14 protein-coding genes are annotated in these 15,155 nt (G+C 68.4%); 10 read left to right on the top strand and 4 right to left on the bottom strand.

Translation table 11 applies throughout. From position 1 onward, the window contains the following. Positions 1-72 precede the first annotated feature (72 nt). Positions 73-804: a GNAT family N-acetyltransferase gene (locus tag DTA15_RS25615; protein ID WP_006485144.1), complete on the bottom strand. Its 732-nt coding sequence runs from the start codon at positions 802-804 to the stop codon at positions 73-75. A 1,006-nt stretch (positions 805-1,810) separates the two neighbouring features. On the opposite strand from DTA15_RS25615, the gene DTA15_RS25610 reads away from it, so the two are divergent. From DTA15_RS25610 to DTA15_RS25595, 4 genes are all read left to right on the top strand, one after another. After that, entirely contained in the window at positions 1,811-2,719 is a 909-nt protein-coding gene (locus DTA15_RS25610; protein ID WP_369718866.1) for an NAD-dependent protein deacetylase, read from the top strand. Further along, positions 2,716-3,357 (top strand): DUF938 domain-containing protein, encoded by a 642-nt coding sequence (locus DTA15_RS25605; protein ID WP_006485137.1) that lies wholly within the window; start codon positions 2,716-2,718, stop codon positions 3,355-3,357. The genes DTA15_RS25610 and DTA15_RS25605 overlap by 4 nt, the downstream gene beginning before the upstream one ends. 97 nt (positions 3,358-3,454) lie before the next feature. Beyond that, a complete protein-coding gene (gene gnd, locus DTA15_RS25600; RefSeq protein WP_006479382.1) occupies positions 3,455-4,867 on the top strand; it encodes an NADP-dependent phosphogluconate dehydrogenase in 1,413 nt (470 codons plus the stop codon). 200 nt (positions 4,868-5,067) lie between these two features. Next, entirely contained in the window at positions 5,068-5,412 is a 345-nt protein-coding gene (locus DTA15_RS25595) for a DUF4148 domain-containing protein (protein ID WP_006485136.1), read from the top strand. Between the two features lie 115 nt (positions 5,413-5,527). On the opposite strand, the gene DTA15_RS25590 is transcribed toward DTA15_RS25595, so the two are convergent. Next, a complete protein-coding gene (locus DTA15_RS25590) occupies positions 5,528-5,848 on the bottom strand; it encodes a hypothetical protein (RefSeq protein ID WP_006485139.1) in 321 nt (106 codons plus the stop codon). 424 nt (positions 5,849-6,272) lie between these two features. On the opposite strand from DTA15_RS25590, the gene DTA15_RS25585 reads away from it, so the two are divergent. Then, positions 6,273-7,007 (top strand): peptidoglycan DD-metalloendopeptidase family protein, encoded by a 735-nt coding sequence (locus DTA15_RS25585; protein WP_006495975.1) that lies wholly within the window; start codon positions 6,273-6,275, stop codon positions 7,005-7,007. Positions 7,008-7,064: 57 nt separating this feature from the next. Here DTA15_RS25585 and DTA15_RS25580 read toward each other — a convergent pair whose 3' ends face one another. After that, a complete protein-coding gene (locus tag DTA15_RS25580; protein ID WP_012493201.1) occupies positions 7,065-7,703 on the bottom strand; it encodes a Pr6Pr family membrane protein in 639 nt (212 codons plus the stop codon). A 226-nt stretch (positions 7,704-7,929) separates the two neighbouring features. On the opposite strand from DTA15_RS25580, the gene DTA15_RS25575 reads away from it, so the two are divergent. The 5 genes from DTA15_RS25575 (at position 7,930) to DTA15_RS25550 (ending at position 13,560) form a co-directional block, all read left to right on the top strand. Continuing rightward, positions 7,930-8,466, top strand: coding sequence for a cytochrome b (locus tag DTA15_RS25575; protein WP_006483770.1), 537 nt, complete (start codon positions 7,930-7,932; stop codon positions 8,464-8,466). A 155-nt stretch (positions 8,467-8,621) separates the two neighbouring features. Then, the gene (locus DTA15_RS25570; RefSeq protein WP_006483774.1) at positions 8,622-8,990 is read left to right on the top strand and encodes a DUF2946 domain-containing protein; all 369 of its coding nucleotides are present in this window, start codon (positions 8,622-8,624) and stop codon (positions 8,988-8,990) included. 83 nt (positions 8,991-9,073) lie between these two features. Continuing rightward, complete coding sequence (locus DTA15_RS25560) at positions 9,074-11,206, top strand: TonB-dependent copper receptor (RefSeq protein WP_006483769.1); 2,133 nt, start codon at positions 9,074-9,076, stop codon at positions 11,204-11,206. A gap of 221 nt (positions 11,207-11,427) precedes the next feature. Continuing rightward, the gene (locus tag DTA15_RS25555; protein ID WP_006495972.1) at positions 11,428-12,522 is read left to right on the top strand and encodes a triacylglycerol lipase; all 1,095 of its coding nucleotides are present in this window, start codon (positions 11,428-11,430) and stop codon (positions 12,520-12,522) included. 3 nt (positions 12,523-12,525) lie between these two features. Further along, the gene (locus tag DTA15_RS25550; RefSeq protein WP_006493459.1) at positions 12,526-13,560 is read left to right on the top strand and encodes a lipase secretion chaperone; all 1,035 of its coding nucleotides are present in this window, start codon (positions 12,526-12,528) and stop codon (positions 13,558-13,560) included. Between the two features lie 27 nt (positions 13,561-13,587). On the opposite strand, the gene pdxR is transcribed toward DTA15_RS25550, so the two are convergent. Continuing rightward, a complete protein-coding gene (gene pdxR / locus DTA15_RS25545) occupies positions 13,588-15,111 on the bottom strand; it encodes a MocR-like pyridoxine biosynthesis transcription factor PdxR (protein WP_006487755.1) in 1,524 nt (507 codons plus the stop codon). Positions 15,112-15,155: the final 44 nt, after the last annotated feature.

Below are 15,155 nucleotides of genomic sequence, written 5' to 3'. Positions count from 1 at the left end.
GAACGCGCGGCGTTCCGTGTCCGAATGCTAGCGTGTTTGCGCGATGCGCGAGCGGGACGGTTCCGCCCCGCGCTACCCGACCCGCAGCGTCGCGCCACGCAACGCGAGCCCCAGGCGTGACGCCACGCGTTGCGACGCGCGGTTGTCGCGGTCGGTGCTGTAGAACAGCGTGCGCGTGCGCAGCGACGGCAAGCGCGACCACGCGGCGGTGACGGCGGCCGCGAGGCCGCGCCCACGGAACGCCGGCGCGGTCGCGACACCGAGTTCGGCGCCGACGTCGGACAGTCGCGCGGCAAACGCGAGCGACGCGATTTCGCCGTCGACCACAGCCGCGCACCACGGCGCCCACAGATCGGCGGCGCTTCGAAACCCCATCGACAGCAGCCCTTCCGGCATGCCGTGCACGGCCAGCGATTGCAGCAATCGTCGACCCGTGTCGCTGTCGCCGTCGACCAGCGTGGCGTGCGCGTCGGTATCGAATTCGAGCGCATGCGGCAACGCATACACGAGGCCGATGGTCCAGTGCGAAACGGGTGCGAGCAATCCGAGATAGCGTTCGAGGTGCGTGGGCGGCGCGTCGTCCGACCACGGCGGTTCACTGTCGGCCACGCGCGTCAGTTCGTCCGCGATGCCGGCGGGCACGTCCGCGCGTACGCCGGACAGCGTGCCGCCCGCGCAGCGGCCGAGCCAGAAGCGTGGCGCCGGCGATTCGTCGGGATCGTTCTCGCGTTCGATCCGGCGATCGGTGTGCAGCCTGAACAGCGTGCGGTAGTCGATCTCCAGCCAGTTCTTCGTGTCGGGCATGCGGCGAGTGCGGGTTCCGGTCGGGCGGTGCAGATCTGCGGGAAAGGGCAATGCCGGGCGCTCGCATCCGGTGACGGGGCGGCGCCAATCGTGGGCCGATTGTAAGGCGATTGGCCGCCGCGCGCAGCGCCGACGCGACGATGCCGGCGGCACCGGCGGTGCGTTTCAGTTTCGAAACATTCGGGCTTTCTGACGGGGCGCGATGCCTGCCCGCGGCCTTGCCGGGCCCCGCGAGGCCTTGCGCCATGAAACATGGTGCGCTCCTTGCATGGTGGTATGGGCCGTGAGCGCGATCGCGGGCGCAGTCGACCCGGCAATCGCTTCAGTGGGTCGGATGTATCGGAGACGGGGACAAGAGAATGAAAAAAGACCGAAACGCAACGAATCGTGTTGCAAACATGAATCGCCGACCTGCCAGGGTAGTCGCTTCGCCGCTGATTGCGGCGACGTGAGCGAGCGGCTTTCCGTTCCATCCGAGCAATCGGGTTCGTTCTGAACGACGACGTGCATGCGTGACGCACGAAGCCGACCGGTGCCGGTCGGCCGTCGCGGATGAACCGCGAACGCAGGCGGATGGCGTCGGCCCGGATCCCGGAATCGTCATGCCATGACACCACGCCCGTCGTCGCGCGGCGAACGCGTTTGCGCGATGGGCATCGCATCGGCGTGACGAGCCGGTGGAACGGGATCGGGTCGGGAAGGCCGATGACGCGCCGATGTGCGCGGCAGGCGGAACACGCAGGGTCCAGGGGAACGGCCGTCGATCGCGGTATGACGGGCGTCGCAACATTGTGCTGTCAGTTGATCCACTACCCCGATGGATCAATTGTTGAAGCGCCCGTCGCCGAGCGGCGACGGGCGTCTTTTTGCGTGCGCGGGCGTGCCGTGGCGGCGGTCCGCCCGATCGCACGGCGTTCTGTATCATGTGCTGGCGTGCGTGGCCGCCCGTGCGGGCGCACGGCCTGCCGGCGCGACCGATCACGTTGCCAACATGAACGATAAAGCCTTGCCCGATCAAGCCTTGCCCGATCCCTCCATCGCCGACGTCGATCCGGCCGCGCTCGATGCGCTGCACACGTTCGTCGAGCGTCATCCGCGCCTGCTCGTGCTGACCGGCGCGGGCATCAGCACCGATTCCGGCATTCCCGGTTACCGCGACCGCAACGGTCAATGGATGCGCTCGCCGCCGATCCAGCTTCACGAATTCCTCGGCTCCGATGCCGCGCGGCGCCGCTACTGGGCGCGCAGCATGATCGGCTGGCCGGTCGTGGGCCGCGCGCGGCCGAACGGGTCGCACGTCGCGCTGGCGCGGCTCGGCGGCGCGGGCCGGATCGAACGCCTCGTCACGCAGAACGTCGACGGCCTGCATCAGCGGGCGGGCAGCGACGACGTGATCGAACTGCACGGCGGGATCAACGGCGTGACCTGCCTCGACTGCGGCGCGCATCACGCGCGGGCGACGATCCAGACCGTGCTCGAAGCCGACAATCCCGAGTTGCTGGGCGCGCAGGCCGAGCCGGCGGCGGACGGCGACGCGCATCTCGAATGGGCCGCGCTCGATACGTTCCGCATCCCGGCGTGCCCCGCGTGTGGCGGCCTGCTGAAGCCGGCGGTGGTGTTCTTCGGCGAGAACGTGCCGCGCGAACGCGTGGCGCTGGCGTCGCAGGCGCTCGATGCGGCCGACGCGCTGCTCGTCGTCGGTTCGTCGCTGATGGTGTATTCCGGCTACCGCTTCTGCGTGTGGGCGCAGGCGCAGCACAAGCCGCTTGCCGCCCTCAATCTCGGCCATACGCGCGCCGACCCGATACTGACGCTGAAGGTCGAGGCGCATTGCGCACCCGCGCTCGACGCACTCGTGGCGCGGCTCGGGCTCGGGCGCAGCAGCGCCGGCGACACGCAGGAGCATGCATCGTGACCGGCGCCGCTTCTTCCCCCGATCCGTCCGCGCGGCTGTCGGCGCCGGCGGCCGAACGCAATCGCGGGCCGATCCTCGACGTGCTGCGGCGCGTGCTGCCGGCGAGCGGCAGCGTGCTCGAAATCGCGAGCGGCACCGGGCAGCACGTCGTTCATTTCGCGCAGGCGTTGCCGGGCCTGCACTGGCAGCCGAGCGATCCCGATGCGCAGGCGCGGCGTTCGATCGCCGCGTGGGTCGCGCATGCGGGCCTCGCGAACGTTGCCGGGCCGCTGGCGTTCGACGTGCGCGACACGCCGTGGCCGGTCGCGGCGCTCGACGCGATCGTCTGCATCAACATGATCCATATCTCGCCGTGGGCCTGCACCGGCGCGCTGTTCGCCGGTGCGTCGCGCGTGCTGCGGCCGGGCGGCGTGCTGTTCCTGTACGGCCCGTACCGTCGCGAAGGCCGGCATACGGCGCCGTCGAACGAGGCGTTCGACCAGCAGTTGCGCAGCCGCGATCCGTCGTGGGGCGTGCGCGATCTGGAGACCGTGGTCGCGCTCGGCCTCGATCTCGGGCTCGACTGCATCGAGGTCGTCGAGATGCCGGCGAACAACCTGAGCGTCGTGTTCCGGCGCCTGCCGCACGCGGAGCAATGACACGCAAGCGCGCAGCGCCGCCGGGTTTCCACTATCCTTTCGCCTGTGCGCGCGGCCCGGCTCGGGTCGCGCCCCGTTTTTTCCGGAGAATTGACTAATGGGCAAACAAGCAATCGGTGTGATCGGGCTCGCGGTGATGGGCCGCAATCTCGCACTCAATATCGAGAGCCGCGGTTACGCGGTGTCGGTGTTCAACCGCAGTCGCGAGAAAACCGACGAACTGATCGCCGAATTCCCCGGCCGCAATCTGGTGCCGACCTATACGCTCGAAGAATTCGTCGCGTCGCTCGAAACGCCGCGCCGGATCCTGATGATGGTGAAGGCCGGGGAAGCGACCGATGCGACGATCGCCTCGCTCAAGCCGCTGCTCGAGAAGGGCGACGTGCTGATCGACGGTGGCAACACGCATTTCACCGACACGATCCGCCGCAACCAGGAACTCGCGCAGTCGGGCCTGCATTTCATCGGCACCGGCGTGTCGGGCGGCGAAGAGGGCGCGCTGCGCGGCCCGTCGATCATGCCCGGCGGCCAGCGCGACGCGTACGACCTCGTCGAGCCGATCCTCAAGCAGATCGCCGCGAAGGCGCCGTCGGACGGCGAGCCGTGCGTCGCGTACATGGGCCCGGACGGTGCGGGCCACTACGTGAAGATGGTCCACAACGGCATCGAATACGGCGACATGCAACTGATCGCCGAAAGCTACTCGGTGCTGAAGGACGTCGCGGGCCTGACCAACGACGAACTCGGCGCGGTGTACACCGAATGGAACCAGGGCGAGCTCGACAGCTACCTGATCGAGATCACGTCGAAGATCTTCGGCAAGAAGGATGAAGAAACCGGCAAGCATCTCGTCGACGTGATCCTCGATCGCGCCGCGCAGAAGGGCACCGGCAAGTGGACGAGCCAGAACGCGCTGGATCTGGGCGTGCCGCTGCCGCTCATCACCGAGTCGGTGTTCGCGCGCGTGCTGTCGTCGCTGAAGACCGAGCGCGTCGCGGCCAGCAAGATCCTGTCGGGCCCGGCCGCCGCGCCGTTCGACGGCGATCGCGCTGCATTCGTCGAAGCGGTGCGCCGCGCGCTGTATCTGAGCAAGGTGATCTCGTACGCGCAGGGCTTCGCGCAGCTGCGCACGGCGTCGGAAGAATACGGCTGGAACCTCGATCTCGGGACGATCGCGAAGATCTTCCGCGCGGGCTGCATCATCCGCGCGCGCTTCCTGCAGAAGATCACCGACGCGTATGCGAAGGATCCGGCGCTCGCGAACCTGCTGCTCGACCCGTACTTCAAGGACATCGCCGCGAACTACCAGACCGCGCTGCGCGACGTCGTGGTGGCCGCGGTGAAGGCCGGCGTGCCGGTCCCGGCGTTCGCGTCGGCGGTCGCGTACTTCGACAGCTACCGGTCCGAGCGGCTGCCCGCGAACCTCGTGCAGGCGCAGCGCGACTTCTTCGGCGCGCACACGTTCGAGCGCACGGACAAGCCGGGCAGCTTCCACGCGAACTGGTCGTAACCGGCCGGTGGCGGCGGCATTGTTGCGAAAATCTATTCTTTGAATAGGGTTTTTCGATCCCGGATGCCGGCATTGTTGGCTCCGGGGAAACAGTGTTTTCGTTCTTTCATGGTTTTCCCTAGGTGCTGCCGGGACTAAACTCTGTTCCATCGCTGCAGACATGGTGTGTGCGGCGGAGCAAAAAAATCCCGGAGGTAATCATGAAATCGCTGATCGCAACGTTCGCTGCTGCTGCTGTCCTCGCCGTCCCCGCCGTCTCGTTCGCCCAACAGAACGCGCCCGTCACCCGTGCCCAGGTGAAGGCCGAGCTGGTTCAGCTGCAACAGGCCGGCTACAAGCTGGGCAGCGACCGGACCAACTACCCGGAAAGCATCCAGGCCGCCGAAGCCCGTCTGAACCCGCAACAGAACGTCGCCGCTGCCGACACGACCGGCTACGGTGCGCAACCGGCTGCTGGTCAGGAATCGGGCGCGCCGGCCGCGGCCAAGACCGGCTGGCAAGTCAAGCGCATCTCGGATGGCGCACCGGTCTACAAGGGTCGTTAATGGCACGGCCGCGCTGGCGACCGCATCTGACCCCCTGTAGTACGAACACCCCGTCGTACCGCTATGCGGAACGACGGGGTGTTTTCATTGGAACGCGCAATGAATGCGGCGGCGTTCAGTGCAGCGGGCGCCTGCCGCGCCCGATCTCGCGGAACAGCGCCTCGGCCGGTTCCAGCACCTGCAGCCACGTTTCGTCGTAACCGCTCAGCGTATCGAGTGCGTCGCGCAGTCGTTCGATCGCCAGGACCGGCAACTCGACGCTGTGGCGCGTGGCGCCGGTCAGGTGCGTGACGCTCGCCAACTGAACCAGCGCGTCGGCCGCTTCGGCGACGTCGGTCGCGAACAACAGGTGCCGGTTGAGCAATTCGACCAGACCGCTGGAACCGGCGAAATCGTCGGCGTCGAGCTGCACGGAGAGAAACGTCGCGTTATTCATTGTCTTGCTCCTCGTTGTCGTTGGATCGCGCTGCGCACCACCGAGTATAGGCCGCGATCGAAGCGGAGAATATGACGGGGCCGATACGGCGGGCGAGGGCGGCCGCGGCCGCGAGAAACCCGCAAGCGCCGGCCGGATGGCCCGCCCGGCGCGGCGCGCGGCCCGCCGGGATGCCCGTGCGATGCCGCAAGATTGTTTCCGGATCGGGCAACTGTCGGGGTGTTGACCGCGACAAATGGTATCTTTGCCGGTCGGGACGACGCGAAAAAGGGGCCGGTGAGCTCATCCGCGCCGACGTTCCGCTGTGGAAACTGACGGCCGCGAAAGCGGTCGGATACTGGTTGATCCGGCCGTTCGGCCGGACATCGTGCGTCGCGCGCCGGGGGGCGGTGGGCGGCGCGACGACGCAAATCCGGGAGGACCCTTGAGAGAAACTATTCCCATCCACGACACGCTCACGCGCTGGCTGCCGCAGGCGGCGCTCGTTGCCGCGGCCATCGCGCTGACGGGCTGCACGATGACGCCGTGGACCGACAGCTGGCAACCCACGCGCCAGCCGGCGCCCACGTCGGCTGCGACGCCGGGTGTGATTGCCGGCTATTACCGCGTGAACCCGGGCGATACGCTGGCGGGCATCGCGAGCGCCTACGGACAGCGCGTGCAGGACGTGGCCAGCTGGAACCACATGGCGCCGACGGACGCCGTGTCGCCGGGCCAGGTGCTGCGGGTCGCGCCGCCGCCGGCGGCCAATGCGTACGGGCAGCCGCCCGCGGCCGCCGCCCAGCCGGGCTCGCTCGCGTGGCCGGCCACGGGTGTCGTCGCGACGCCGTTTGCGGCCGGCAAGACGCGCGGCGTCGTGATCGCCGCATCCGGGCCCGACCACTCGGTGCGGGCCGCGGCAAACGGGCGCGTGGTGTACGCCGGCTCCGGCGTCAAGGCGTATGGCCCGCTCGTGATCCTCAAGCACGACAACGGGCTCATCACGGCCTACGGGCACAACGGCAAGCTGCTCGTCAACGAAGGCGACGCGGTGCGCCAGGGCCAGCCGGTCGCCGAAATGGGCACCGACGCGAGCGGTCGTTCGACGTTCGAGTTCGAAGTCCGCCAGAACGGCAAGGTCGTCGATCCGATGAACTTCCTGCCGCGCAACGGCGGCTGATCGTCGGTATCGCCACGTGTGCGCCGGGCGGCGCACACGGTCGAACCGCTTCCATCTTCATCCTTCCTTAAGCGTCGCGCTGCCAGACTGTCTCGCATGATTGCCGAGCCAGCGAATGCCCAGTGCGAGCGCCGCCGCGCCGAGCGCGATCAGCGAACACTGGATCGCGACGGGCAGATAGCCGTGCGGCCGCGGATCGACGAACGGGTAGGGATACCAGTCCTCCACCGCGCCGCGCACGAGCGTATAGCCGAGATAGACGACCGGAAAGCCGAGCCACGCGAACGCACTGCGGCGCGGAATCGGCGAGCGCGGTTCGACATACAGCCAGTCGCACAGCATCACGAGCGGCACGATCCGGTGCAGTACCCAGTTGTTGAACGCCGGCGTGACGTGGCGCAGCGCATCGAGCCGCGCGAGCAGCAGCTCGTAGACGATCGCGGTGATCAGCACGTACAGCACTGCCGCGCCGCGCATCGATTCGTAGCGGGCCGAGCCGGGGCGCGCGATGCGCCACAGCCCCGCGGCCAGCATCGCGGCCGCGTAGAGGCTGCTCAGTTGCGTGAAGTAGCTGAGGTAGTTGCCGAGATGGAAGCTCGGCAGGCGCCAGTAGTCGGCGACGCTGTGCAGCGTGGTGGACACCGCGAGCAATGCGGCGATCAGCCGGTAGGCTGCAACGAAGAACGCTTTGCTCATGATGCCCGCGCGCCGTCGCACCAAAGCTTCATCGTGCCACAGCCGCCCGGGCGCGCGATGCGGATTTTCCATAGGCCGGCCGCGCGCGGCGCGCGTTGACGATTCGTCGGATATTTGACCGCGCCGTGCAAAACCGGCCGCCCGCGCGGCTACAATCGTCACAGCCTTGCCGGGCGCAGGCCGGCTGCAGCTGGCGCCCCTCCCCGAATACGACACGAGACGAAGCATGAAAAACATCCTCGCGAAACAGACGCGCTACAGCTCGCCCGCGATCTTCTTCCACTGGGCCATCTTCCTGCTGGTCGCGCTGGCCTACCTGGCCATCGAGATCCGCGGACCGAAAGGCAGCGACAGCCGGGCGTTCTGGATGAACGTGCACCTGACGGCCGGTACGTTCGTCCTCGTGCTGTCGGTGCTGCGCGTGCTGTGGCGACTGGTCAGCCGCGCGCCGGAAGCGATTCCGCAGGCGACGTTGCTGCGCTGGCTGTCGAAGCTCGCGCATCTCGCGCTCTACGTGTTCATCATCGCGCAGCCGCTGCTCGGCATCATGATGATCAACATGGGCGGCAAGCCGGTGTCGCTCGACTGGCTCGGCGTGTCGTTCACGCTGTTCGGCCCCGACAAGGCGCTGCGGCCGACGATCAAGGAAGCGCACGAGCTGATCGGCAACGCGTTCTACTTCGTGATCGGCCTGCATGCGCTGGCCGCGCTCTACCATCACTTCATCCGGCGCGACGACGTGCTGCGGCGCATGGCGCCCTGATCATCGCGCGTCCGAAGCGCATCGCAGGCGGGGGCGCATGGTTGTGTTGACAACCATGCGCCCCCGGTTCGTTTACCGTCGTCGGCACTGGTCATCGCGTTGAACATTCTGTAACATCTCGGCTGTTTTTACATTCCGCTTACTCGTCGCCGCACATGCTGCACCGACATCGTCACCTGACTGCCTGGCTTGGCCTGCTCGCGATCTGGATCGCGATCGCCGCGCCGCTGGTGTCGCAGTGGCGTATCGCGCAGGCGGCCACGCCCGATGCGATCGTCTGCAGTACCGAGCATGGCGCGCATCGTGCGCCTGCTGCCGGCGGCATGCACGATCATGCGCTGCATCTCGACGCGTGCGGCTACTGCGGCTTCTTCGCTCATAGCCCGGCCATCGGCGCGCCTGCCGCCGCGTCGGTCGGCGCCGTTCCCGTCGTTTCCGTTTCCGTCGCAGCGCCGCCTGCCGTCGCGGCGCGCAGCGACCGCTATCCGCGCGCCTATCCGCGCGCACCGCCCGAGCGCGCCTGACGCGTTTCCCACCGTTTCTCATTCCGCCGATATCCGTGCGGCCCGTCGAGGCCGCGTGGAGGGCGTCACTCGGGCTTTCGATCATGACCAATTTCCAGTTGCGTGCGCCACGGGCGTCACGCAATGCCCGTGCGCGGCCCTTGCCGCGCATGCTGAAACTCACCGTTCCCGCGCTGGCTGTCGGCGCGCTGGCCGCGAGCGCCGCCGCGGCCGAAACGGCGCCTGCGGCCGGCGCGACGGCGAACGACGCCGCGATGCTGTTGCCGCCCGTCGAAGTCGTCGCGGCGCCGCTGTCGACGCCGCTCGTCGTCGTCACCGATCCGAAGGCGCCGCGCCAGCCGCTGCCCGCCAGCGACGGCGCCGACTACCTGAAGACGATCCCCGGCTTCACGTCGATCCGCAGCGGCGGCACGAACGGCGACCCCGTGCTGCGCGGGATGTTCGGTTCGCGGTTGAACATCCTGGCGAACGGGATGCCGACGCTCGGCGCGTGCCCGAACCGGATGGACGCGCCGACGTCGTACATCGCACCGGAAAGCTATGACAAGGTGACGGTCGTGAAGGGGCCGCAGACCGTGCTGTACGGTCCCGGCGCATCGGCCGGCACCGTGCTGTTCGAGCGTGTGACGCCGCGTTTCGAGCGCCCCGGCATGCGCTTCGAGGGCAGCCTGGTCGGCGGATCGTTCGGCCGCAACGACCAGAACATCGACCTCACTGCCGGCACGCCGGACGTCTATGGCCGCGTGACCGCGAACCACGCGCATTCGCAGGACTACCAGGACGGCAACGGCAACACCGTGCCGTCGCAGTGGGACAAGTGGAACGCCGATGCGGCGCTCGGCTGGACGCCCGACGACCATACGCGCGTCGAGTTGACCGCCGGCACCGGCGACGGCTACGCACGCTATGCGGGCCGCGGGATGGACGGCGCGCATTTCCGCCGCGAGACGTTCGGCCTGTCGTTCGACAAGCGGCATCTCGGCGACGTGCTCGACCGGATCGAGGCGCGCGTGTACTACAACGAAGCCGATCACGTGATGGACAACTACACGTTGCGGCAGCCCGACCCCGCGAGCAGCATGCCGATGCGGATGGCCGCGGACGTGCGGCGCCGCACGGTGGGCGCGCGTGCGGCCGCGACGTTCCGCTTCGGCGACGACTTCAAGTTCGTCACGGGCGTCGATGCGCAATCGAACCGGCTCGATTCGCGCTCGTCGATGGGGCAGCAGAACTACCGCGACCAGCCGTGGGATGCGCAGGCGACCATGTGGAATGCGGGCGTGTTCAGCGAGCTGACGTGGTATGCGAGCGACGTATCGCGCGTGATCGGCGGCGCGCGCGTCGACTATGCGAGCGCACGCGACAAGCGCGCGATGAAGCGCGGCATGATGATGAGCAAGCCGAATCCGACGTTCGACGACGATCGGACGAAGGTGCTGCCGAGCGGCTTCGTGCGCTACGAGCGCGATCTCGCGTCGCTGCCCGTCACGTGGTACGCGGGGATCGGCCACGCGGAGCGTTATCCGGACTACTGGGAACTGTTCTCCGCGACGCGCGGGCCGACCGGGTCGGTCAACGCGTTCTCGGCGGTGCGGCCGGAGAAGACCACGCAGCTCGATATCGGCGCGCAATACAAGAGCGACCGGTTCGATGCATGGGTGTCGGCGTACGCGGGCTACGTCCAGGACTTCATCCTGTTCGACTATGCGACCGGCATGATGGGCCCGACCACGCAGGCGACCAACGTCAACGCGCAGATCATGGGTGGCGAGGCCGGCGTGTCGTGGCGGCCGGTCGCGCCGCTGCGCGTCGAGACGTCGCTCGCGTATGCGTGGGGGCGCAACGTGGCGAGCGGCGATCCGCTGCCGCAGATGCCGCCGCTGGAGGCGCGCATCGGGCTCGAATACACGCGCGGCGCCTGGTCGGCGGGCGGCCTGTGGCGCATCGTTGCGTCGCAGCATCGCTATGCGCTGAACGAGGGCAACGTGGTCGGCAAGGACTTCGGCCCGAGCGCCGGATTCGGCGTGCTGTCGCTGCATACGCAGTACAACGTCAGCAAGACCGTGCAGATTTCGGTGGGGGTCGACAACGTGCTGAACAAGGCCTACACCGAGCATTTGAACCTTGCCGGCAACGCGGGTTTCGGCTATCCGGCGAATGCGCCGGTGATGGAGCCGGGGCGTACCGCGTGGGTACGCGTGAGCGCGAAGCTGTAGCGCGCCACGCGCGTGTGCGCCGCAGCATGCGCGTGCCTGCACGCCGCCCCGCCCGAACGGGCGGGGCGCGTCAACCGATTAGAGAACCGTATCTAGTCGGGGCGCAAACGTTCGCGAGTCGTGCTTCACTCCCGCATTCGACACACGAGGTCCGTGCGAGGCGGCGTGCGTGTCGATCCGGTGTCATTCGCACCGGCAGCACAATAATCAGGAGAACATGCATGGCCAAATCGATGCGTTCCAGGGTAATGGCAGGGGCAGTGGCATGCGCGATGAGCGTCGCGCCGTTCGCGGGGACGACCGCGCTGACGACGCTCGCGACGACGCACGCGGCGATGGCGGCAACCGCGCCCGCCGACGACTATGCGACGACGCGCTATCCGATCATTCTCGTGCACGGGTTGACCGGCACCGACAAGTACGCGGGCGTACTCGATTACTGGTACGGCATCCAGGAAGACCTGCAACAGCATGGCGCGACCGTCTACGTCGCGAACCTGTCGGGCTTCCAGAGCGACGACGGCCCGAACGGGCGCGGCGAACAGCTGCTGGCTTACGTGAAGACGGTGCTCGCCGCGACCGGCGCGACCAAGGTCAATCTCGTCGGTCACAGCCAGGGCGGGCTGACGTCGCGCTATGTCGCGGCCGTCGCGCCCGATCTCGTCGCGTCGGTGACGACGATCGGCACGCCGCATCGCGGCTCCGAGTTCGCCGACTTCGTGCAGGACGTGCTCGCGTACGATCCGACCGGACTGTCGTCGACGGTGATCGCCGCGTTCGTCAATGTATTCGGAATCCTGACGAGCAGCAGCCACAACACGAACCAGGACGCACTCGCGTCGCTGAAGACGCTGACGACCGCGCAGGCCGCCACCTACAACCAGAACTATCCGAGCGCGGGCCTCGGCGCTCCCGGCAGTTGCCAGACCGGCGCGCCGACGGAAACCGTCGGCGGCAACACGCATCTGCTGTATTCGTGGGCCGGCACGGCGATCCAGCCGACGCTGTCGCTGTTCGGCGTGACGGGGGCGACGGATACGAGCACCGTTCCGGTCGTCGATCCGGCGAACGTGCTCGACCTGTCGACGCTCGCGCTGTTCGGCACGGGCACGGTGATGATCAACCGCGGTTCGGGCGAGAACGACGGGCTCGTGTCGAAGTGCAGCGCGCTGTACGGCAAGGTGCTGAGCACGCGCTACAAGTGGAACCATATCGACGAGATCAACCAGCTGCTCGGCGTGCGCGGCGCGTATGCGGAAGACCCGGTCGCGGTGATCCGCACGCATGCGAACCGGCTGAAGCTCGCGGGCGTGTGATCGATGGCGGCACGTGAAGGGCGCGCGCCGCTCGTGCGGCGCGCTGCGATCTACGGGGGCGTGGGGCTCGCGGCAGTCGCCGGCGTCGCGATGTGGAGCGGTGCGGGATCGCATCGCGGCACGGGCGCAGCGGGTGATGCGCCGGAGGCGGCCGCGGTGGGCGGCGTGGCGGTCGCCGCATCGCAGGCCGCGGTGCCGGCGAGTGCGGGCGTGCCGCCGTCGCTCGCCGGTTCCAGTGCGCCGCGGTTGCCGCTCGATGCAGGCGGCCATCTCGCGAAGTCTCGCACGGTGCGCGATTTCTTCGACTATTGCCTGACCGCGCGGAGCGACCTGAGCGCGGCCGCGCTCGATGCGTTCGTCGTTCGCGAGATCGCCGCGCAGCTCGACGGCACGGTCGCACAGGCGGAGGCGCTCGACGTGTGGCATCGGTATCGCGCGTATCTCGATGCGCTCGCGACATTGCGCGACGCCGGTGCGGTCGACAAGTCCGATCCCGGCGCGTTGCAGCTCGCGCTCGATCAGCGGGCGTCGATCGCGTACCGCACGCTCGGCGACTGGAGCCAGCCGTTCTTCGGCGCGGAGCAGTGGCGGCAGCGCTATGACCTCGCACGCTTGAAGATCACTCAGGACCGCTCATTGACCGATGCGCAGAAGGCCGAACGGCTCGCGGCGCTCGAGCAGCAGATGCCGGCCGACGAACGCGAGGCGCAGCAGCGGGTGGATCGGCAGCGCGCGGCGATCGACCAGATCGCACAATTGCGGAAGAGCGGCGCGACGCCCGATGCGATGCGCGCGCAACTGACGCAGACGCTCGGGCCCGAGGCGGCGGCGCGCGTCGCGCAGATGCAGCAGGACGATGCGTCGTGGCAGAGCCGTTACGCGGATTATGCGGCGCAGCGTACGCAGATCGAGTCGGCCGGCCTGTCGCCGCAGGACCGCGACGCACAGATTGCCGCGCTGCGGCAGCGCGTGTTCACGAAGCCCGGCGAAGCCGTACGCGCGGCGTCGCTCGATCGCGGCGCGGGCAGCGCGCATTGACCCGGGTGTCGCCGCGTGTGGCGGGCTTCATGCCGCGCGCGTGATGTCTCGCGGCAGATGTTGCTCGATGGTATCGGCGAGCGTATCGAACGCGGGCCGGATGCCTTCGTGCGCGACGCATGCATAGCCGAGCAGCAGGCCCTGCCGCGCGGTGTCGAGGTTGCTGTAGTAGCTGGTCAGCGGGCGCACGATCACGCCGGCGTCGAACGCGCTCTGCGTGACCGCGCGATCGTCGCACGCATCGGGCAGGCCGAGCACCAGATGCAGGCCGGCCTCGTCGCCCATCACGGGCAGCGCCTCGCCGAAGCGCGCCCGGATCGCGTCGATCATCAGTTGCCGGCGCTCGCCGTACAGCGTGCGCATTCGTCGGACGTGTGAAGTGAGGTGGCCGTCCATGATGAATTCGGCGAGCACGGCCTGCTGCATCAGCTGGCCTTCGCGGTACAGCTCCGACAACCCGGTGCGGAAGGTGTCGACCAGGTGCTCGGGCACGACCATGTAACCCATCCGCAGCCCCGGGAACAGCATCTTGCCGAGACTGCCGACGTAGATCACGCGGCCGCCGTCGTCGAGACCCTGCAGCGACGCGAGCGGGCGGCTGCCGTAACGGAATTCGCTGTCGTAGTCGTCCTCGATGATCCAGCAGCGGTGCTGGCGCGCATATTCGAGCAGCATGCGGCGCCGCGCGAGGCTCATCACCATCCCGAGCGGGTACTGGTGCGACGGCGTGACCAGCACGAGCCGCGGCGGGTGCTGCATGTCGCTCGCGCGCGGGTCGAGCCCTTCCTGGTCGACCGGCACCGGCGCGAGCGTCAGGCCGGCCGCCTGCAATACGCTGCGCACGCCCCAGTAGCACGGTTCCTCGACCCACGCACGATCGCCGATGTCGGACAGCAGCCGCACCGCGAGATCGATCGACTGATGGATGCCCGTCGTGATGATCACCTGGTCCGGCGAGCATTTGACCGAGCGCGCGACGCGCAGGTAATCGGCGAGCGCACGCCGCAGCGGCCGGTAGCCGCCGCCCGGCGCATAGGTCAGCAGCTCCGGATTGGCCTCCTTCCACAGCCGCGCCTGCAGGCGGCTCCACGTGCGGCTCGGGAATTCCGACACGTCCGGCACGCCCGGCATGAACGCACCCCACTGGCGCCGCGAGACGCCCGCATGCTCGATCAACTGCCGCCCGCGCATCGACAGGCTGCCCTGCGCGTCGGGCGCCGGCAGTTCGTCGGCGGCTGACGGCGGCGGCGTGGCACCCGGCACGCGGATCGCGGCGGCGTCCGGCCGCGTGTCGGCCACGTAGGTGCCGCTGCCGGTCGTCGTCAGCACGTAGCCTTCGGCCGTCAGCTGGTCGTACACGTGCAGCACCGTATTGCGCGCGATCGACAGGTCGCCCGCGAGCGTGCGCGAACTCGGCAGCTTTGTCCCTGGCCCCAATTCCCCGGTCAGGATGGCCTGCTGCATCAGTTGCAGCAGCTGCCGGTACATCGGTTCGGGCGAGCTGCGGTCGATGCGGGCGGACAGCCAGTCGGCGACGATCACGGTATCCAAAGTGGTCCTACTAGGAATATTGAAATGGTTCCCTAGTATAGAAC

The organism is Burkholderia cenocepacia, from assembly GCF_900446215.1.
Classification (GTDB): domain Bacteria; phylum Pseudomonadota; class Gammaproteobacteria; order Burkholderiales; family Burkholderiaceae; genus Burkholderia; species Burkholderia cenocepacia.
This window is presented reverse-complemented; position numbering and strand designations above follow the sequence as displayed.

Excerpts from the sequence above, each read along its gene's own strand:
- DTA15_RS25590 (WP_006485139.1), bottom strand. The coding sequence starts at position 5,848 with ATGAATAACGCGACGTTTCTCTCCGTGCAGCTCGACGCCGACGATTTC.
- DTA15_RS25560 (WP_006483769.1), top strand. The coding sequence starts at position 9,074 with ATGACCAATTTCCAGTTGCGTGCGCCACGGGCGTCACGCAATGCCCGT.
- DTA15_RS25615 (WP_006485144.1), bottom strand. The coding sequence starts at position 804 with ATGCCCGACACGAAGAACTGGCTGGAGATCGACTACCGCACGCTGTTC.
- DTA15_RS25580 (WP_012493201.1), bottom strand. The coding sequence starts at position 7,703 with ATGAGCAAAGCGTTCTTCGTTGCAGCCTACCGGCTGATCGCCGCATTG.
- DTA15_RS25550 (WP_006493459.1), top strand. The coding sequence starts at position 12,526 with ATGGCGGCACGTGAAGGGCGCGCGCCGCTCGTGCGGCGCGCTGCGATC.
- gnd (WP_006479382.1), top strand. The coding sequence starts at position 3,455 with ATGGGCAAACAAGCAATCGGTGTGATCGGGCTCGCGGTGATGGGCCGC.
- DTA15_RS25555 (WP_006495972.1), top strand. The coding sequence starts at position 11,428 with ATGGCCAAATCGATGCGTTCCAGGGTAATGGCAGGGGCAGTGGCATGC.
- DTA15_RS25570 (WP_006483774.1), top strand. The coding sequence starts at position 8,622 with ATGCTGCACCGACATCGTCACCTGACTGCCTGGCTTGGCCTGCTCGCG.
- DTA15_RS25575 (WP_006483770.1), top strand. The coding sequence starts at position 7,930 with ATGAAAAACATCCTCGCGAAACAGACGCGCTACAGCTCGCCCGCGATC.
- DTA15_RS25595 (WP_006485136.1), top strand. The coding sequence starts at position 5,068 with ATGAAATCGCTGATCGCAACGTTCGCTGCTGCTGCTGTCCTCGCCGTC.